We start from the raw sequence: 18,156 nt of genomic DNA, 5'->3' as shown, positions 1-18,156 counted from the left end.
CTTGCGTTTCGCCTTTAAACCTCGTCCAGCGCGGCGCGCACTGCTGCTGTGATTTTCTCGCGGCTCGCAGCATCCAGCCCCTGCATTTCCACCACAAGCTTGTCGCCGTGCTCGGTGGCGCTGGCGGCGCGGCGGTTGGTGCCGTGGCGCAGCACACGATAGGGGGTGATGGCGCGCGAGATGCCTTTGAAGTGCTGCGGCTCCAGCGGCTCGGCATCGACCAGATCACGGGCATGGGCGTAGGTTTCATAGCTCATCACAATGCCGCCCGGCTCCGCGATGCCTTCCAGTCGCGCGGCCAGATTGGCTTCCGCACCGATGATGGTGTAATCCATGCGGGTTTCTGAGCCGAAATTGCCGACGTTACAGTAACCTGTATTGAGCCCCATGCGGGCGCGGAACGGGTGTTCCACGCCGCGTGCCCGCCAGATTTGTTCCAGCTCATCCAAGCGCTGTTGCATTTCAAGCGCCATGCGCACGCAGGCGCGGGCGTCTTCTGACACGCCTTGGGTGGAAGGATCCCCCACAAAGGCGACAATCGCATCGCCGATAAACTTGTCGATGGTGGCGCCGTGCTTGGCCGCGATCAGCCCCATTTCCGAGAAGTATTCATTCAGCAACGCGGTCAGCTCTTCGGGCTGCATCCGTTCCGTGGTGGCGGTGAAGTCTTTGATATCGCTAAAGAACACCGTCAGCTTTTTGCGCTCAGTGCTGATGGAGGCGTCTTTCTCCCCCTCAAAAATCGAGCGGTAGACCTGCGGTTCCAGATATTTGGAGATCTTGAGGGAGACATCGGCCAGAAAGGCGTTGTTCTCTGTCAGCTCTTTGTTGGCGTCGCGGAATTTGCCGGCCAGTTGCAGCTGGTGGCGCGCAAAGGTCACCACCAGAAAACCAGCCACCAGCATATAGGTCAGCAGGAATTTGAATGAGCTCAGGTTCAGAGAAAGCGGCTGGCGCACATGCACGATTTGCAAGCCGCGCACCGCTTCAGGAGGCCAGGAGGCTGCGGTATCGGTGCCGCCAACCGCGACACAATCCGCGCAGTCCTCAGCATGGATCAGCGGCGTGGCCATTGTCAGACGGTGACCAAAGAGGCCGCCTTGCTCCTGTACAAGATGGGGGCGCTTGTTGTCAGGATCACGCAGGGTGGTGAGCGCATTGCGTTCAAACGGGCTCAGGTCTGAAGCCGACGCCTCGGTCCCCAAATCATCAAACACATAGCGGAAAGTCACGCCGGGCAGGATTTCTGAGAAGCGTTCTGACAGCGCGATCGCGGCGGTTTCCGCTGACGGGACACCGGCGTCAAGCTGCTCCGGATCTGAGACCTCCTGACGGTAGAGCAATGTCGCCTGCTGCGCGCCATCTGCGTCGCGCACAAAGACCTCAACATTGCTGGCGTAGTAGCTGCGGATATTGTCCATCAGCCGGTTCAGACCAGTCGCCTGCCGATGAAGGTTGTGATGGGACAGGCTGTTCAAATCGAGCCACAGCGCCACAGGCAAAAGCGTGATCGCGGTGGCGGCCACCAGATAAAGCTGCCTTGGGTGCGCTGTCAGGTGGTCGATCAGTTTCTGCATAAGTGTCCCCAACTAACTAAGGGTGGTGCGGCAAAGGCCTCCTGCCATCGTAGCGGGACTTTGGCGCGGGTCCACCGGTGAAAGAGCACAGGAGGACAAACGCAAAAGGCGCGGCCATTCGGCCACGCCCTTTGGTGAAGCTTGACATGCAACTATTTGAAGTTGCGGCTTTCCTTGATCTGATCCCAGGCCCAGACAACTTCTTGAAGTTGCTCTTCCTGGCTCCGGTCGCCGCCGTTCATATCCGGGTGCAAAACCTTGATGAGCTTTTTGTAGGCTTTGCGCACCTCGGCCTTGGTCCAATGGTCTTTGGCGTCCAGAATTTCGATTGCGCGGCGCTCTGTTGGCGGCAGGCGACGTCCGCCGCCACCACCTTTGCCGGGGTTCTGCGTGGCGTTGCCGCCCAGCACCTGATGGGGGTCCTCAATGCCCAGTCGCGCCCAAGCGCGTGTCTCTGGGTCAACAAACTTCTTGGTTTCGCGCTCCCAGACTTTGTCCTTGGAGTTCTGCGCGTTCATTTCGGCTTCGGTCTTGCCGTCAAAGAAGTTCCACTTGAGGTTATACTCGCGCACGTGGTCCTTGCAGAACCACTTGAACTCATCAAGCACATCCGGCGCGCGTGGGGCGCGGTAGGCGCCAGCCTCTTCGCAGCCGGGGTGCTCACAGGTGCGGGTCGATGTCTCTGACGCACCAGTCATGCCACGGCGGCCGCGCGGGTTTTTCTTCTTCGCCGACTTCACGGACATATCGAAACCAAAGGGATCTGATTTGGTCATGAACTCACCTTTTCGACTCGGAGCAGAGAGTTTACCCTAACCAGAGGCAGATTGAAGAGGCTGGACGTAGAAAAATGAGCGTTGCACAAGAAATTCACAATAAGTTGGTGAGCGCTTTTTCGCCTGCTGAACTTGAGGTCGTTAATGACAGTGCGCGCCACGCTGGCCATGCGGGTGCCCCTGATGGCGGGGAAAGCCATTTTAATGTGCGTATCCGCGCGACTGCCTTTGCAGGCAAGTCCCGTCTTGCGCGTCACCGCGCCATTCACGCAGCTTTGGGAGAGGCGCTGATTGGCCGCATTCACGCGCTGGCCTTGGACGTTGATACACCCAACGACTAGGCGTTTGGCAGCCGCTCACTCTTGTTTGAGTGACTGCACGCCAGCACGCACCACTTCGTCCTGATCCCGCTCGGCAGGTTCCTCGGCATCTGCTTCCGATGCTTCGGATGGCACGTCCGTCGCTGGTGCGGCGGAGGTTTCTGGCTGTTCTGGGGAGGGCAGTGCGGCGGGCTCGGGTGTTTCCGTCTCAGCGAGCGGTTCCGATTGAGCGGGGCGGCGGTACACAAGGATCGTGCGATAGGTGGTTGAGGTGCTGGTCAACCCGCTGCGCTCTTCATGAGGCAGGGTTTCGGCGCGCACAAACTCCCATCCCTCAGCAGCAAGGTCATTCATGTGCAGCTCAAGCGCATTGGCAAACCGGCCCTCAGGCCCTTTGATGCCTTTGCCCTTCTGTCCACGAGTTGGGGAGGGGACCACCTTATATTCGTACGTCATATGTGTATTCCAGCGCCTAAAATAACTTGATCAGATCCGTCTGCGGCCACTAGCCGCGCATTTTCTTGGGCAAGAGGCGCAGCCGCTCCGGGTAGTCGGGCACCTCTGCATGTTCTTTGAAGAGCGCCCAGCTGGGGAATTTGTCCTGCGGGTCGCGTTTCTTGGACAGGGCCGTGCGCATGACCGACTGACCGAGCTCTTTGGCCAAGGCGTCAACACAGATCTGCACAAGCGGCCACTTCTTGTGGTAGTCATGCCCGGCGATCATGCCGCCAACTTTCACCTTGGCGAGCCAGTCAAACATGGTTTTGCCGCGCTCTTCGCCCGTATGGGCATAGCCATCAATATAGACAAAATCGAAGAACTCATCAGGGAAAGCATCAAGCGCGTCTTCAAAGCTCATGCGCAGCAGCCAGTAAGGCTTGCCCATCCCGACGTTTTTGAGTGCGTCGATGTATTCCTTGGTGTCGTGATGATCTCCGTAAAGATCCACCCCATAGAGTTCTTTGAAAAGGCCGCTTTCCATCAAACGCTTGGAATACCAGCCGCCTGCAACGCCAAGTTCAATGCCGATCAGCCCGTCACGTTCCAGGAACTGCGGCAACTCTTTGCGCTCTTGCAGAATGTCGATCACGTCTACCATTTGAAGTCAGCTATTCACGTAATTTCACCAAGGGTCCAGCATGCAGGAGACCGTCTGCGGCCTTTGCGCCAAAACGTGGCGCGGCTGCATCGTCCTCATAGCGAGGCCCACTTAGTTCCGGTTTACTTTTTCGCCGCTTTGGCGGTTTTGCGGCGAATGCCCATTTGCCGGCCGACCCGCTCAGGACGGCGCATTTTGTTATGGGCCTCCGCAAGCTTGGCAAAGTTGGCTCGTATGTCCTCAGGCATCGGCGTGACGTTTGGGCCGGACCGATCAATATGAAGCCCGAGACCTTCGCCTGTGGCCGCAAGCCAGCCATCTTCGTGCCAAAGCTCCTGATAGAAGTGGAAGCTCTTCTCATCATGATCGAGCAGCTGGAATGTCGCTTGCACCCAGTCGCTGACATACAGCTCACGGATATAGCAAAGGTGGAACTCTGCTGAGAAGGTCGTATTGCCCGTCGCGGTGCGATACTCGGCGTTCAATCCCAATTGGTCAAAAATCTGATCCACGCCGCGGTCAAACAGAACATTATAAAACGCCATGTTCAGGTGGCCGTTAAAGTCGAGCCACTGCGCCTCGACAACCATCGGGGTGGAGAAAAACGGGGCCTTAAATGTCATGCTTAGGTTCCTCAAAACGTGACAGAACTTATGCGGCGCTGGGGGCGATGCATCAAGAGAAAGTCGCCTTTTACGGGCGGACAAGCTGGCGGTTTTGATGCGAACAACGGTTCTGTCACGCGCAACTCTTCTGGAACAACGATCCGTAGATCGTGCCGCAGCTGAACACAATTCTGCGAGGAGTTTCAAATTAGTTAATTCGCGTCTTGATATAGGGCTGCGCCGCTCTATACCACCTCTCACTTATTGGAGCAGGTACATGACTTACTTATGGTTTATCTTTCCGTGGACGTCAGGAATGGCGCTCAAGATTGACGTATCTCTGTTCCGAAAGCAGATCCGCGCCACCTAGCGCGCGATCTCAGGCCATGAGCGCTTTCGCCTCAGCGGGTGTTTGAATGAGACCCGCTGCAGGGGAGGGGCTCCCGCACTTTCTCTCAGGCACAGCCACCCCAAATGGTGCGTTTTTACCCAGGAGGACTTCGCGCCAGCTCCACATGTCTTCGATACGCTGGCGTGTAACGGTACTAAGATTAAAGAGGAAATCACCGAATGTTTGACCTATCTTATGCGCGGTTTTGGTCCGCCGCTGCATTTTGTGCGATGGCAGGGGCGTCACAGCCCGCGCTGGCGCAAGACACCGCCATGAGCAGTGAGGCGGCCGCCCTGCAAGCGAGCTGTGAGGCGGGGGAAATGGAGAGCTGCTACGAGCTCGGCCATCTGTTTTACAGCGGCGAGGGTGTCGAGTGGGACGAAACCAAGGCTGCGGAACTTTATGTTCAGGCCTGCGACGCAGGGTTTGAGCGCAGCTGTGCAGATGCGGGATACATGTTTCGCCACGCGCGGGGGGTGGAGCTCGATTTGACACGCGCAGCGGGCTACGACGTGAGAGGGTGCGAAGCTGGAGAAGCTTGGGCCTGTACGTCGGTTGGTCGCAGCTATGAGCTTGGCAACCGTGTCGACGAAGGCGATGTTGCGCAGGATATCGCGAAGGCGGCACATCTGTACAATCTGGCGTGTGAAGGCGGTCGGGCCGAAGGCTGCGCATACCTCGGCATCTTGCAATCAGAGGGGCGCGGCGTTGCGCAAAACTATGATCTGGCGATAAAAAACTTTGAAGCGGCTTGCTATGATGCGGGCAATTCCCTTGCTTGTTCCAAGCTTGGGTTTCTTGCCATTGAAGGGGACGGGATGAAGCAAGACTTCACCCAAGCCACGATCCTGCATTCCTATGGGTGTGACAGCGAACAATGGGCAAGCTGTCGTGCGCTGGGGCAGGTTTATGAACATGGATACGTGGGAATTGAAAACAAACGTCTGGGACTGAGCAAGTATATCCAGGCCTGCGAAGGGCGCTATGGCTATGATGCTGAAGGCTGCGCCTATGCGGGTATCGTGTATGATTTCGGCAGAGGCGTTCCCGTGGATGACCAACGGGCGGTTCATTATTATGAACGCGGCTGCGAAGGTGGATCGGCCACTGGGTGCGCAAGTCTTGGTGGTGCCTATGCCAAAGGGGAAGGTATCGAGCAAGACCATGAAAAAGCACTGCATTACTCGGTGATGGGCTGTGAGTTGGGCAGTGAATATGGCTGTTTCAACAGTGGCCTCGCATACATGTTGGCAAACGGTGTCGAGGAAGATCCAGTGGTTGCGGCGAATTACTTTGATCAAGCCTGCCAGGGCGGCCACGTTTCGGGCTGCAGCAATCTCGGAACCGCTTATCGGGACGGGGACGGTGTAGAGCAGGACTTTCAGAGAGCGTATGAGCTCTATGAGTACGCCTGTGAGAAAAATGATGGTCTCTCTTGCAGCAACATAGGCTGGCTCTATCGGAACGCCCAAGGCGTCGAGCGGGACTATGAAAAGTCGCTGGAGATCTTTCTGGACGCTTGTGAGAAAGACTATGCCCATGGCTGCTATGTGGTGGGTTTCCAGTATCTGAAAGGGGAAGGGGTCGACAGAGACAAAGAGGTCGCTGAGACCTACCTCAATCAAGGCTGTGAGATGGGCGAGGAATATGCCTGCGAACTGCTCGAAGACGAATTTGGTGGTTTCAAATTGAAAAAGAAGAAGCGCTAAACTGTCTGACAGACCTGTATGCGGCCCGCTGGTTTTCACCGGCGGGCCGTTTTCTTTGGTGGCACCTCCACGCGGACGTGTTGACGATGTTTCGGCGGCTATGCCCTCCCCAAAAGCAGGGCAGGTTTGGCGCGCAGGCGGTTGGTGCACTAACCTTTGAAATGCAAAAACGCGCCGGTTTTTACACCGACGCGTTAAAGTCGCGATACAGACGCAATACCGACGTTTCGGTTTAGCCGTTCAGCTTCTGCGCCACCAATTGGTTAACAGCCTTCGGGTTGGCCTTGCCGCCGGTGGCTTTCATGACCTGACCCACAAACCAGCCAGCCAGTTTCGGGTTCTGTTTGGCTTTCTCCACCTGAGCCGGGTTGGCTGTGATGATCTCATCCAGCGCCGCTTCGATTGCACCGGTGTCGGTCACCTGCTTGAGGCCTTTTTCTTCAACGATTTTAGCTGGATCGTCTTTGGTCTCGATGTGGATCTCAAGCACGTCTTTGGCGATCTTGGTGCTGATTTCATCAGAGGCGACCATGGCCAGAATGGCTGCGTTGGCTTCTGGTGCGACCAGCTCTTGCGGGTGAACCTCGGCCTTGTTGGCGCGGCCCAGCACTTCGTTGATCACCCAGTTTGCGGTCTTCTTGCCGTCACCTTTGCCCACAGAGGCCTCAAAGTAGTCGGCCAGATCGACCTCAGCCGTCAGCACAGACGCATCATATTCGGTCACGCCGTAGTCTTTGATAAAGCGTGCTTTTTTCTGATCAGGCAGCTCTGGAAGGGTCTTGGCGATATCGTCCACCCAGCCTTGTTCGATCTCCAGTGGCAGGAGGTCAGGATCTGGGAAGTAGCGATAATCATGCGCTTCTTCTTTGGAGCGCATGGAGCGGGTTTCGTTTTTGTCCGGATCATAGAGACGGGTCTCCTGATCAACAGAGCCACCAGCCTCGACAATCGCGATCTGACGGCGGGCTTCATATTCGATCGCCGCCTGAATGAAGCGCATGGAGTTCATGTTCTTGATTTCGCAGCGGGTGCCGAGGTGCGAGAAGTCCTGTGTTTCCATGTACTTCTCATACTGGCCCGGACGGCAGATGGAGACGTTCACGTCCGCACGCAGGTTGCCGTTCTGCATGTTGCCATCACAGGTGCCCAGATAGCGCAGGATCTGGCGCAGCTTGGTGACATAGGCGGCGGCCTCTTCGGGGCCACGAATGTCAGGACGGCTCACGATTTCCATCAGCGCCACACCGGTGCGGTTCAGGTCCACAAAGGACATGTTCGGATCCATGTCGTGCACGGATTTGCCGGCATCCTGTTCAAGGTGGATACGCTCAACACGCACCAAGCGTGCAGCGCCGGGGCCCATGTCCACGAGGATTTCGCCTTCGCCCACAATAGGTTCATAAAGCTGGGAAATCTGGTAGCCCTGCGGCAGATCCGGGTAGAAGTAGTTCTTGCGGTCAAAGGCGGATTTCAGATGAATCTCGGCGTTCAGGCCAAGACCTGTGCGCACCGCTTGCTCCACGCAATACTCGTTGATGACAGGCAGCATGCCCGGCATCGCGCTGTCCACGAAAGCCACATTGGCGTTGGGCTCTGCACCAAAGGTGGTGGAGGCACCGGAGAACAGTTTCGCATTGGAAGAAACCTGCGCGTGCACCTCCATACCAATGACCAGTTCCCAGTCATGTTTGGCGCCCGCGATCACTTTGGGCTTGGGGGTCTCATATGTCAGGTCGAGCATCGCTCACGCTCCTTGAATATCTGGCTGGTCTGCGTTCTAGGCCAGCCAGAAGTGAGGAGCAAGGGGGCAGCCGCCTATGGGTTGGCCTGAGTGATGCCTTCGGGCGTGAAATGCACGGTTTGTCCGGCTTTCAGGCTGCTCATGAAAGGCATGGCCACGGCCTGAAGGGCCACGTCGCGCCCCTTTTCAGAGAGGCGCTCTTTGGAAATCACACGTGAGGTGTTTTCAAAGCCGATTTCCGCATGGCCCCAGATCAGCGGATGAATTTCGCGCAGGTGATCATGGACCACCATGTCAAAGCCCTTACGCAGGGCGGGCGGCAAGTCGCTGTTGAGCGCGCCGGTGTCATATTGCCCGCGGGCATATTGCCAGCTGCGATAGAGGTGGGCCGCCATGAGATTCGCCGCATGTTGATCGCCACGGCGCTTCAATGCGTCGGAGACCCCATCAAGGAAGTATTCAATTTCAATGACTTCCAACCCGCTTGGGTCAACAAGCAGAGAGTCAAACCAGACCCATGCATATGCGCCTGCGCCCCAGATGTCATAGGTTTGTGCAGCGATCCGGCGGGCTTGCAGGTCGAGCTGGTCAAAATCACCGTACCAGCGGGGCAGCAGGTAGTTGCCTAAGGCCCGCATGTGTCGTGGGTTCAGCGGGTCGAGCGCGATCAGCGATTCATATTCGGTGCAAAGCGCCTTTGTCGGGTCTTCCAATCCGGGGAGCAGCGCGCAGCGGGCCGCTGACAGCGCGGAGGAGTGGTGGATCTTCGGGCAGAAGCGATCCAGAATTTCCGTGGCCCGCGCAAAATGGGAATGAAACGCCTCGCGATTGATTTCCCGCGTGTCGTCTTTTGCGATTGCGCCGCGCCACGCCCAGCCGATATCGATGTGCATATGGGCCACGACCAAGGCAATCGGATAGCTGTCAGCGAAATCTTCCAGCAGATACTCCATGGCCTCGATACCATGGAAAAAATCTGCGTCTGAGGCGGGTTTGCCGTGCAGCAGCGCATGTTCCGCCGCACGCACCACATCGGCGCGGGCACCAAACAGCATGAGCTCCGACAAGGGGGCGCCGGACGTTGTGGCTGCGCGGTTCTGATCATGTGTGCGGATCAGATCTTCGAGTTCTTCCCAGCGCTCTTGCCGGGCAAGGAACTGGCCCTGCGCGCGGGTGTCTGCGCTCTCCACTTGATCCGGCGTCTCGGCGTTGACCGGGATTTGCAGACGCGTGAGCAGGTCGCGGTAGGTCTGCTGAGTGTCAGAAGAGCGACCCGCCGCCGGTGCGGCGCGGGCAGGGGCAAAGGCCTCATTCAGCTTGCGCAGCGCTGGAGCCGCAAATGCGGACGCAGGACGAACGTTTTGAGGTGTTCGCTTGCGTGTCCGTTCTTTGAAAAAGAATTTCATTGTGGCTCCGTGATCTAACAGAGCCCACTATGATTTCGCTTTCAGGCTAAAAAAGGGCATCAACTTGAAATCATGCCGTCATGTCGGCGTCGATTTTCAAGCAAGGTTCGCGGCTAGATCAGCCGCAAACGGTCATGTTTCACCGCAACGCCAAGCGTTTGTAGTGCCGCCTCCAGATCTGCTCTGGGTGGTAAAACATCCTGTGGTATCCGCACCTTAGCGCCATCCTGCATGACAAATGTCATGCGAAAAGCCACGTTCAGGCGGGTTGCGATCTGGATGGATTTGATCTGCCCCAGCTCTATTTCCGCCTCCTGAGTGGCGTTTTTCCAGCGTACCTCAGCCTCAGAGAGGGCAAAATTTGCAACCGGATTAAAGAGCACATCCACCAGAGTGGGGAGCGCAAAGAGCGATAAGAAGGCGACAATGGCCCAATAGATGCCTGCCAGCAACATGCCGCCAAGCGCCATCACCGCCAAAATCAAGACGGTGATGCTACGCGCGTTGCGGCCCTGCGCTCTATGCGTGAGGATCGGCTCTGTTGTCATGCGTTCAGGATGCGGGTCACCATTTCGGTGGTGTCCCGGCTGAGACCGTCTTGACCTGCGATGCGCTCAAGTTCGGTGCGGATTTTGCCTTGGCGTGTTTCATCATAGCGCTTCCATGTCTGGAAAGCGCTGCACATGCGGGCGGTGGTTTGCGGGTTCACCGGATCAAGCTTGATCAGCCAGTCCGCCAGCAGGGTGTAGCCCGCGCCATCTTCAAAGTGGAAACCCGCGTGGTGCATCGCCAAAACGCCCATCACTGCGCGGAAGCGGTTCGGGTTTTTCCAATCAAAATCCGCATGTTGGGTGAACGCTTGGGCGGTTGTGGCGACATTTTCAGGCTTGGCCTGCATGATCTGCATGGAGAACCATTTGTCGATCACAAGGCGATCGTTTTGCCACTGATCATAAAATGCGCTGAGCGCGTCCTCGCCTTTGGCAGCATCCAGCAGTGCGCCAAGAGCGGAAAGTTGCAAGGTCATATTGTCCGCTGCATCAAACTGCTTGGCGGCTGTTTCGCCGCCGTCCAGACGTGTCAGCAGCGAGAGCGCAGCATTGGCGAGGCTGCGTTGACCAGCCGGGCCAGCATCCGGGCGATAGGGGCCTTCAACCTGATTGGCCGCATAAAGCGCGGGCAGCAGCTCTGCGAAACTCTGTGCTTTGGCTTCGCGCAGGGCCTCGCTGGCGGCATGGATGGCCGCAGGATCGGGTGTTTCGCCCATCTTGTGCAGGGTTGCGGCGAGTTCGGATTGGGACGGCTGGCCCAGCATCAGTGCGCGGTAGGCCGGATCAAGGCTGTCATCACGCAGAAGCGCTTTGAGGCCGTCTAGGTAGGCTGCGCTGGGCGCCTCGCCCTGCTGGATCGCCTTCAGCAGGCTGTCGCGCGCCAGATCACGACCCGCTTCCCAGCGGTTGAAGGCGTCCGTGTCATGGGCCAGCAGGAACGCGCGGCGGTCATTGTCGATGTCATGGGTCAGCGTGACCGGTGCTGAAAACCCGCGCAGGATCGAGGGGATAGGGCGGGTGGCGTGGCCGGGGAAGGTGAAGCTTTGCTCCGTTTCTGTCAGTTCAAGCACCTGCGTGGGCAGCACTTCGTCGCCGTTGTCGTTCAGAAGGCCAACTGCCACCGGGATGACCTGAGGTGCCTTTTGATCCTGCCCGGGCGTGGGGGCGCTTTTCTGGCTGAGGTGCAGCGTGAAGGTGTCGCCCTCATATTCTTCGCGCACGGTCACCTCTGGCGTGCCGGATTGGGAATACCAGAGTTTGAATTGGCTCAGATCACGGCCTGTGCTGTCTTCAAACACCTGTATCCAGTCCTCAATGGTGCAGGCCTGACCATCGTGGCGGTCAAAATAGAGGTCGAGCGCCTTGGCGTAGGCCTCATCCCCAACCAGTGTTTTGAGCATGCCGATGACTTCGGCGCCTTTCTCATACACGGTCGCGGTGTAGAAGTTGTTGATTTCCTGAAAGCTTTCCGGCCGCACAGGGTGGGAGAGCGGGCCCTGATCTTCCGGGAACTGGCGCGCACGCAGGGCGATGACGTCGTCGATCCGTTTGACCGGCTCAGAGCGCATGTCTGCGGTGAACTGGGCGTCGCGGAAAACGGTGAGTCCTTCTTTGAGACAGAGCTGAAACCAGTCGCGACAGGTGATGCGGTTGCCTGTCCAATTGTGGAAATACTCATGGGCGATGATCGCCTCGATACGCTCAAAGTTGCCGTCGGTAGCGGTTTCCGGGGAGGCGAGCACGCAGGAACTGTTGAAGATATTCAGCCCCTTATTCTCCATCGCGCCCATGTTGAAATCATCCACCGCGACGATGTTGAACTCATCAAGATCATATTCGCGGCCATAGACTTCTTCGTCCCAGGTCATGGATTTTTTCAGCGCTTCCATGCCGAAGGCACATTTGTGCTCGTCACCCGGGCGCACCCAGATGGCCAGCTTGACCGGTTTGCCGGACATGGTGGTGAAGCTGTCTTCATGCGCGATGAGATCGCCGGCGACCAAGGCAAAGAGATAGGCGGGTTTGGGCCAAGGGTCTGTCCAATTTGCAAAACCTGCGCCGCTTTCTGCACCGTTGCCGTTGGACAGCATGACCGGTGTGTTGTCGCCGTCTGCCTCGATCCGCAAATCAAAAGTGGACATCACATCGGGGCGGTCGGGGTAGTAGGTGATCTTGCGGAACCCCTCGGCCTCACATTGGGTGCAGTACATGCCATTTGACATATAAAGCCCCTCCAACGCGGTGTTGGCTTGTGGGTTGATCTCGACCTCGGCCTCCCATGTGAAGGGCGCATTTGGTACGTCTGCTTCAATGCCCCCCTCGACAGTGCGTGTTGTCACATCCGTGCCGTTAATTTTGGCAGAAATCAGCGTAAGCTGTTCACCATGAAGGAAAAAGCGGTTGTCTGTTGCATCCGGATTTGGACGGAACCGGATTGTGGAAAGCACGCGTGTCGCCGTTGGGTGCAGGCGGAACGTGAGCGCGACGCTGTCCACGATAAAGCCAAAAGGCGTGTAGTCTTTCAGGTAGATCGTTTGCGGCGCGGCGTCTTTCATAGGGCTCTCCATCCATTGATTGCCTCTTGGTGTAATCCATCCGTGGCTGCCTGCAAGGGCAGAGTGTGTTGGATTTGAGTGCAGGCGCTGGGCGACTGTTTGGCTTTGCCTGAAAATATCTTTGGTAAAAAAAGATAACCAATTTTGTTGCCTATCGGAAACCCATGCACTAATTGGGGGTCATCACAAGCCAAACGGAGAGCCGCGATGACCGATCGGGTGGAGAAACACGGGCTGCAAATTGCGCAGGAACTCTATGATTTCATTGTAAATCAAGCGTTGCCGGGGACGGATGTTGCGGAGGATACCTTTTGGGAAGGGCTGAGTGCGCTGGCGCATGATTTTGGTCCTGAGAACCGCGCGTTGCTTCAAAAACGCGAAGAAATCCAACAGAAACTGGATGACTGGCATCTGGCTCACAAAGGCCAAGCGCATGATGCCGAAGCCTATAAAGCGTTTTTGACCGAGATTGGTTATCTGGTGCCGGAAGGCGCGGATTTTGCGGTTGAGACAGGCAATGTCGATCCTGAGATCGCAGCGATTCCCGGTCCGCAGCTGGTGGTACCGATCACCAATGCACGCTTTGCACTGAACGCGGCAAATGCGCGTTGGGGCAGCCTTTATGATGCGCTTTATGGCACCGATGCAATGGGCGATCTGCCTGCCGGTGGCGGCTATGATGTGGAGCGCGGTGCGCGCGTGATCGCCTGGGGCCGTGACTTCCTGGACCGCTCCGTGCCGCTGGCCGAAGGCTCCTGGAGCGATGTCTCTGCACTGAGCGTTGTCGAAGGTGCCCTGCAGCCTGCACTGAAAGATGCCGGCGCATTTGCCGGTCACGTGGGCGATGCCTCAGCTCCCTCGCGTATCCTGCTGAAAAACAACGGCCTTCACGTCATTGTTGAGATCGATCCGACCGGCAACATTGGCGCAACCGATGCGGCCAACATCAACGACATCACGCTGGAAAGCGCGCTGTCCACCATCATGGACTGCGAAGATTCCGTGGCCTGTGTGGATGCGGAAGACAAGGTTGTCGCCTATGGCAACTGGCTTGGCCTGATGAAACGTGACCTCGCAGAAGAGGTTGCCAAAGGCGGAAAAACCTTCACACGTGTGCTGAATGGTGACGTGACCTTTACCGCAGCGAACGGTGCGGAAAGCGTTCTGAAAGGCCGCTCGTTGATGTTGGTGCGCAACGTTGGCCATCTCATGACCAACCCTGCCATTCTGGATCGCGACGGCAACGAGATTGGCGAAGGCCTGATGGACGCTTTGGTCACTGTGCTGATCGCGATGCACGATCTGAAGCAAGAGGGCGGCAACTCGGTGCATGGCTCGGTCTACATCGTGAAGCCAAAGATGCACGGCCCCGAAGAGGTTGCCTTCTCTGACCGTATTTTTGCGAAGGTCGAAGATGTGCTTGGCCTGCCGCGCCACACGGTGAAAATGGGCATCATGGATGAGGAACGCCGCACCTCGGCCAACCTCAAAGAATGTATCCGCGCGGCGAAGTCCCGTGTGGCCTTCATCAACACCGGCTTTCTTGACCGGACCGGCGACGAGATCCACAGCTCGATGGAAGCAGGCGCATTCCTGCGCAAAGGCGAGATGAAGACCACCCCTTGGATCCTGTCTTATGAGGATCGCAATGTGGACATCGGTCTGGCCTGCGGTCTGCAGGGCAAGGCGCAAATTGGTAAAGGCATGTGGGCCATGCCGGATCTGATGGGCGCGATGCTGGAGCAGAAGATCGGCCATCCGAAATCCGGTGCGAACTGCGCCTGGGTGCCATCGCCAACCGCAGCCACGCTGCACGCCACGCACTACCACGAAGTTGACGTGCTGGCGCGTCAGGACGAGCTGAAAGCCGGTGGCGCACGCGGCACGCTGGATGACCTGCTGACCATTCCTGTGATGGACGGGCAGAACCTCTCTGAAGAAGAGATCGCGGCGGAAGTCGAAAACAACGCACAGGGCATCCTGGGTTACGTTGTGCGCTGGGTTGATCAGGGCATCGGCTGCTCCAAGGTTCCGGACATCAACAATGTTGGCCTGATGGAAGACCGTGCAACCTGCCGTATCTCCAGCCAGGGTCTGGCAAACTGGCTGCACCAGGGCATCGTGTCCCAGGAGCAGGTGATGGAAGCCATGCAGAAGATGGCGGCCGTTGTGGATGCGCAGAACGCCAATGATCCGCTTTACGTGGCGATGGCTCCGGGCTTTGACGGCGTGGCATTTCAGGCGGCATGTGATCTGGTCTTCAAAGGACGTGTGCAGCCTTCGGGTTACACCGAGCCGGTGCTGCATGCGCGGCGCCTGGAACTTAAGGCACAAGCATAAAATCCAAGGTCAGGGCCATGCCCTGACCTTTCTTTATGGGAAGGAAACACCATGACAATCTCTCTGCGCCGCGCGCGTACAATCATCCGTAAGGCTCTGGAAAAAGGCCGTGAAATGGAACTCAAGCCACTGTCCGTTGTGGTTCTGGACGCTGGCGGCCACGTGCAGGCGTTTGAGCGCGAAGATGGTGCCGCGCCCGGGCGCTTTGCCATCGCGCACGGCAAAGCTTACGGCGCTGTGATGCTGGGCATGGCGGGCACCGCACAGATGGCACGTGCCGAGCAGCAGGCCTATTTCATGGCGGCGGTCAACGGCGTTTATGGCGGTCAGGTTGTGCCTGTGCCGGGTGGCGTTCTGCTGCGTGACAAAAAAGGCGCTGTGATCGGTGCTGTGGGCGTGACCGGCGACACGTCTGATAATGATGCAATTGCTGCAATGGCAGGCATCGATGCGGTTGGTTTGACCGGCGAAATCTGATCGGGGCTTTCTCTCGAGCTGCGCAGCGCCTATGTTGAGCTGCGCAGCAAGACAAAGAGGCCTACATGACGCGTCCTGTCGTCGGGATTATCGGAAACCACCACCTTATCAATGACGAGTATCCGGCACATGCTGGCGGATCCATGAATTCCGAAGCAGTTTCAATGGTTTCGGGCTGCATGCCACTGCTTATCCCTGCGGACCCGCGCTACCTCTCGGTGGAGGAGTTGCTGGCCACATGTGATGGGTTTCTGCTGACCGGCGGCAGACCCAATGTTCACCCAGAAGAATATGGCGAAGCGGCCACGGAGGCGCATGGTGCGTTTGACCGGGCGCGGGATTCCATAGTGCTGCCATTGGTGCGAGCTTGCGTCGAAAGCGGGCAGCCGTTCTTTGGAATTTGCCGGGGATTTCAGGAGGTTAATGTTGCCATGGGTGGCAGTCTTTACCCTGAAATCCGCGATCTTCCCGGGCGGGACAACCACCGAATGCCTCCGGATGGGACGCTGGAAGAGAAGTTTGCCCTGCGCCATATCGTGACCTTCAGCGAGGACGGACCGTTTCATCAGCTGATGGGCGCGCGGGAAGTGATGACCAACACGCTGCATGGTCAAGGCATCAAACGCGCCGGAAACCGTGTGATCATAGATGGTTACGCCCCTGATGGCACACCGGAGGCGATCTATGTTGATGGCGCGCCGGGGTTCACCATGTCTGTGCAATGGCATCCGGAATGGGAGGCGGGTGTTGACCCTGTGAGCCGCCCTTTGTTTGAGGCCTTTGGTGAGGCTGTGCGTGCCTGGGCTGCTAAGAAAGAAGCGCGGCCGGTTCTGAAATCCGCCTGATTTTGCGCAAAGGTTAACGCCGGATTCCGCCGTGTTGGAACGTCGGTATCGCGTCTGTATCGCGGTGGTATTGCGTAGGTGCGAAATTCGGGGCGTAAAAACCTTAACGCGCCGACATCGAGATGTCATTTCGACCGGTTGGTTGTGCAGCTGCGGCCCGCCATTAATACAATTTTCAGAAATTTAGAGCGCAGAATTTAGCGCCGTTTCAAGAATTTAGTGCCTAGTGTTGGTCTGACTTTAGAAGACCAGCAAGGACCCGGCCATGCTTGAACAACGCGCGCCACTCATGGCCGAAAGATCAGTAAATACAGATGTGATCCGGCGCGAGCAGATGCTGGAGATCCTCAACAAGATGGAGCAGGGAATCGTTGTCTGGGACAGCGACGAAAACTGCTTGATGTTTAATGAGAGGATCTTTGTGGTTCTGGAGCTGAACCCGACGGATCTGCACATCGGGATGAAGCGCGAGGCCTTTCTGGAGACGGCGGTCAGGTTGCAGGTGATTACGGCGGACAGCAAAAAAGAGGCGCAGGCAAAGTTTAAGTCCGGCCAGCCCTTCAGCTTTGATCGCAGCCTGCCGTCGGGCAAGGTCATTTCGTCCTTTGCGCGGCCGATTTCGGGGGGCGGATATGTGGTGACATTCACGGATGTGACCCAGTTTCGCAAAGATGCCGCCGATCTGGTTGAGGCCAAGAAGACGGCGGAGAGAGCGGAGACCAAGGCGCTGAAGATGCTTGCCAAGGAGCAGGCCTGGCGCGAGGAGGCCAAGCTTCTTGGGGATCTGGATGAGTGGTTGCAGAGCTGCAAATCGCTTTCAGAGCTGTTTGAGGTGGTCACCCAGTTTATGACCAAGCTGCTGCCGGACACGGCCGGAGAGCTTTATCTTTATTCCAACTCGCGGGACGTTCTGGACGGAGCCTGTGTGTGGGGCGGTGGCGAGGTGCATGAGCATATTGCGCCGGACAGCTGCTGGGCCCTGCGTCGTGGGCGGGGCTATCGCTATGACGCGGCGGGTCTTGGGCTGCAGTGCAGCCATGTGAGTGATCATCCCAGAGACAGCAAAGTCGATAATTCCCTTTGTGTGCCGATTGTGGCCCATGGCGACACCGTGGGTCTGATGCATGTGGTCTATCCCAAAGGGGCGTCAGAGGCTGAGGTCAAGCAGGGCTATGAATTTGCTCTGCAGTGCGGGGAGCACATCAGCCTTGCGATTGCCAATGTGAAACTGCGCGATGAGCTGCATGACCAGAGTACGCGGGATTCGCTGACCCGACTGTACAACCGGCGCTATTTCCTTGAGGCGATGCGCACCGAGGCCAGCATGGCGGCGCGCAAACGCACGGATTTCTCGCTGTTGTCTTTTGATGCGGATAAATTCAAATCCTTCAACGATAACCACGGCCATGATGCCGGTGATATGGTGCTGCGCGCCATTGCCGACAAAATGCATGAGATGTTCTCGGAAGGGGCAACGCCGTGTCGTTTTGGCGGCGAGGAGTTTTCGGTGCTGCTGCCGAATGTGTCGGCCGAAGAGGCCTATGGAGTGGCAGATGAATTGCGCCGTGCTGTGGAGGAAACAACGGTGCGGTATGGGGCAGGGGAGCTGCCGCCGGTGACGATTTCGATTGGGGTTGCCAGCTTTAGCAACCATGGGCCGCTCTTGCAGGACATCATCAACGCTGCAGATCGCGCGCTCTATCAGGCCAAGAAAGACGGGCGCAATTGTGTGCGCTGCGCCAGCGCGCTTGAAGCGGGCTGACC

At 57.5% G+C, this 18,156-nt stretch carries 15 protein-coding genes; 6 read left to right on the top strand and 9 right to left on the bottom strand.

The genetic code is table 11. From position 1 onward, the window contains the following. Positions 1-14: 14 nt before the first annotated feature. Both J7412_RS14900 and J7412_RS14895 read right to left on the bottom strand, forming a co-directional pair. A complete protein-coding gene (locus J7412_RS14900; protein WP_209079353.1) occupies positions 15-1,577 on the bottom strand; it encodes an adenylate/guanylate cyclase domain-containing protein in 1,563 nt (520 codons plus the stop codon). 152 nt (positions 1,578-1,729) lie between these two features. Continuing rightward, entirely contained in the window at positions 1,730-2,353 is a 624-nt protein-coding gene (locus tag J7412_RS14895) for a J domain-containing protein (protein ID WP_209063655.1), read from the bottom strand. A 74-nt stretch (positions 2,354-2,427) separates the two neighbouring features. On the opposite strand from J7412_RS14895, the gene J7412_RS14890 reads away from it, so the two are divergent. Further along, entirely contained in the window at positions 2,428-2,694 is a 267-nt protein-coding gene (locus tag J7412_RS14890; RefSeq protein WP_209079352.1) for a BolA family protein, read from the top strand. Between the two features lie 15 nt (positions 2,695-2,709). Here J7412_RS14890 and J7412_RS14885 read toward each other — a convergent pair whose 3' ends face one another. The 3 genes from J7412_RS14885 to J7412_RS14875 all read right to left on the bottom strand — a co-directional run bounded on the left by J7412_RS14885 (position 2,710) and on the right by J7412_RS14875 (position 4,395). After that, positions 2,710-3,129, bottom strand: coding sequence for a DUF4177 domain-containing protein (locus tag J7412_RS14885; RefSeq protein ID WP_209079351.1), 420 nt, complete (start codon positions 3,127-3,129; stop codon positions 2,710-2,712). Between the two features lie 49 nt (positions 3,130-3,178). Beyond that, the gene (locus tag J7412_RS14880) at positions 3,179-3,772 is read right to left on the bottom strand and encodes a class I SAM-dependent methyltransferase (RefSeq protein WP_209079350.1); all 594 of its coding nucleotides are present in this window, start codon (positions 3,770-3,772) and stop codon (positions 3,179-3,181) included. A 122-nt stretch (positions 3,773-3,894) separates the two neighbouring features. After that, on the bottom strand, positions 3,895-4,395 hold the full coding sequence (locus tag J7412_RS14875; protein WP_209079349.1) for a thioesterase family protein: 501 nt from the start codon (positions 4,393-4,395) through the stop codon (positions 3,895-3,897). A gap of 552 nt (positions 4,396-4,947) precedes the next feature. Between J7412_RS14875 and J7412_RS14870 the strand changes: the two genes are divergently transcribed. Further along, complete coding sequence (locus J7412_RS14870; RefSeq protein ID WP_209079348.1) at positions 4,948-6,477, top strand: SEL1-like repeat protein; 1,530 nt, start codon at positions 4,948-4,950, stop codon at positions 6,475-6,477. A 232-nt stretch (positions 6,478-6,709) separates the two neighbouring features. Here J7412_RS14870 and gatB read toward each other — a convergent pair whose 3' ends face one another. The 4 genes from gatB to pepN form a co-directional block, all read right to left on the bottom strand. Next, positions 6,710-8,218: an Asp-tRNA(Asn)/Glu-tRNA(Gln) amidotransferase subunit GatB gene (gatB, locus tag J7412_RS14865; RefSeq protein WP_209079347.1), complete on the bottom strand. Its 1,509-nt coding sequence runs from the start codon at positions 8,216-8,218 to the stop codon at positions 6,710-6,712. A 74-nt stretch (positions 8,219-8,292) separates the two neighbouring features. Beyond that, a complete protein-coding gene (locus J7412_RS14860) occupies positions 8,293-9,624 on the bottom strand; it encodes a hypothetical protein (protein WP_209079346.1) in 1,332 nt (443 codons plus the stop codon). A 113-nt stretch (positions 9,625-9,737) separates the two neighbouring features. Continuing rightward, positions 9,738-10,172: a hypothetical protein gene (locus J7412_RS14855; protein WP_209079345.1), complete on the bottom strand. Its 435-nt coding sequence runs from the start codon at positions 10,170-10,172 to the stop codon at positions 9,738-9,740. After that, on the bottom strand, positions 10,169-12,730 hold the full coding sequence (gene pepN, locus J7412_RS14850) for an aminopeptidase N (RefSeq protein WP_209079344.1): 2,562 nt from the start codon (positions 12,728-12,730) through the stop codon (positions 10,169-10,171). Before pepN ends, J7412_RS14855 begins: the two co-directional genes overlap by 4 nt. Before the next feature lie 207 nt (positions 12,731-12,937). On the opposite strand from pepN, the gene J7412_RS14845 reads away from it, so the two are divergent. The 4 genes from J7412_RS14845 to J7412_RS14830 all read left to right on the top strand — a co-directional run bounded on the left by J7412_RS14845 (position 12,938) and on the right by J7412_RS14830 (position 18,154). After that, complete coding sequence (locus tag J7412_RS14845) at positions 12,938-15,070, top strand: malate synthase G (protein WP_209079343.1); 2,133 nt, start codon at positions 12,938-12,940, stop codon at positions 15,068-15,070. 51 nt (positions 15,071-15,121) lie between these two features. Further along, the gene (locus J7412_RS14840) at positions 15,122-15,547 is read left to right on the top strand and encodes a heme-binding protein (protein WP_209063632.1); all 426 of its coding nucleotides are present in this window, start codon (positions 15,122-15,124) and stop codon (positions 15,545-15,547) included. A gap of 65 nt (positions 15,548-15,612) precedes the next feature. Then, on the top strand, positions 15,613-16,392 hold the full coding sequence (locus J7412_RS14835) for a gamma-glutamyl-gamma-aminobutyrate hydrolase family protein (RefSeq protein WP_209079342.1): 780 nt from the start codon (positions 15,613-15,615) through the stop codon (positions 16,390-16,392). Between the two features lie 265 nt (positions 16,393-16,657). After that, on the top strand, positions 16,658-18,154 hold the full coding sequence (locus tag J7412_RS14830; protein WP_209079341.1) for a diguanylate cyclase: 1,497 nt from the start codon (positions 16,658-16,660) through the stop codon (positions 18,152-18,154). Positions 18,155-18,156: the final 2 nt, after the last annotated feature.

It is taken from the genome of Shimia sp. R9_3 (genome assembly GCF_017743755.1).
In the GTDB taxonomy this organism is placed as follows: Bacteria; Pseudomonadota; Alphaproteobacteria; order Rhodobacterales; family Rhodobacteraceae; genus Shimia.
The sequence above is the reverse complement of the archived record's forward strand: the minus strand, read 5'-3'. Positions and strand labels throughout refer to the sequence as shown.

What these genes read in the sequence shown, in the direction of transcription:
- J7412_RS14840 (WP_209063632.1), top strand. Translation starts at nt 15,122, where the DNA reads ATGACAATCTCTCTGCGCCGCGCGCGTACAATCATCCGTAAGGCTCTG.
- J7412_RS14855 (WP_209079345.1), bottom strand. Translation starts at nt 10,172, where the DNA reads ATGACAACAGAGCCGATCCTCACGCATAGAGCGCAGGGCCGCAACGCG.
- J7412_RS14895 (WP_209063655.1), bottom strand. Translation starts at nt 2,353, where the DNA reads ATGACCAAATCAGATCCCTTTGGTTTCGATATGTCCGTGAAGTCGGCG.
- J7412_RS14900 (WP_209079353.1), bottom strand. Translation starts at nt 1,577, where the DNA reads ATGCAGAAACTGATCGACCACCTGACAGCGCACCCAAGGCAGCTTTAT.
- J7412_RS14875 (WP_209079349.1), bottom strand. Translation starts at nt 4,395, where the DNA reads ATGACATTTAAGGCCCCGTTTTTCTCCACCCCGATGGTTGTCGAGGCG.
- J7412_RS14830 (WP_209079341.1), top strand. Translation starts at nt 16,658, where the DNA reads ATGCTTGAACAACGCGCGCCACTCATGGCCGAAAGATCAGTAAATACA.
- J7412_RS14890 (WP_209079352.1), top strand. Translation starts at nt 2,428, where the DNA reads ATGAGCGTTGCACAAGAAATTCACAATAAGTTGGTGAGCGCTTTTTCG.
- J7412_RS14860 (WP_209079346.1), bottom strand. Translation starts at nt 9,624, where the DNA reads ATGAAATTCTTTTTCAAAGAACGGACACGCAAGCGAACACCTCAAAAC.
- J7412_RS14885 (WP_209079351.1), bottom strand. Translation starts at nt 3,129, where the DNA reads ATGACGTACGAATATAAGGTGGTCCCCTCCCCAACTCGTGGACAGAAG.
- J7412_RS14835 (WP_209079342.1), top strand. Translation starts at nt 15,613, where the DNA reads ATGACGCGTCCTGTCGTCGGGATTATCGGAAACCACCACCTTATCAAT.
- gatB (WP_209079347.1), bottom strand. Translation starts at nt 8,218, where the DNA reads ATGCTCGACCTGACATATGAGACCCCCAAGCCCAAAGTGATCGCGGGC.
- J7412_RS14845 (WP_209079343.1), top strand. Translation starts at nt 12,938, where the DNA reads ATGACCGATCGGGTGGAGAAACACGGGCTGCAAATTGCGCAGGAACTC.
- pepN (WP_209079344.1), bottom strand. Translation starts at nt 12,730, where the DNA reads ATGAAAGACGCCGCGCCGCAAACGATCTACCTGAAAGACTACACGCCT.
- J7412_RS14880 (WP_209079350.1), bottom strand. Translation starts at nt 3,772, where the DNA reads ATGGTAGACGTGATCGACATTCTGCAAGAGCGCAAAGAGTTGCCGCAG.
- J7412_RS14870 (WP_209079348.1), top strand. Translation starts at nt 4,948, where the DNA reads ATGTTTGACCTATCTTATGCGCGGTTTTGGTCCGCCGCTGCATTTTGT.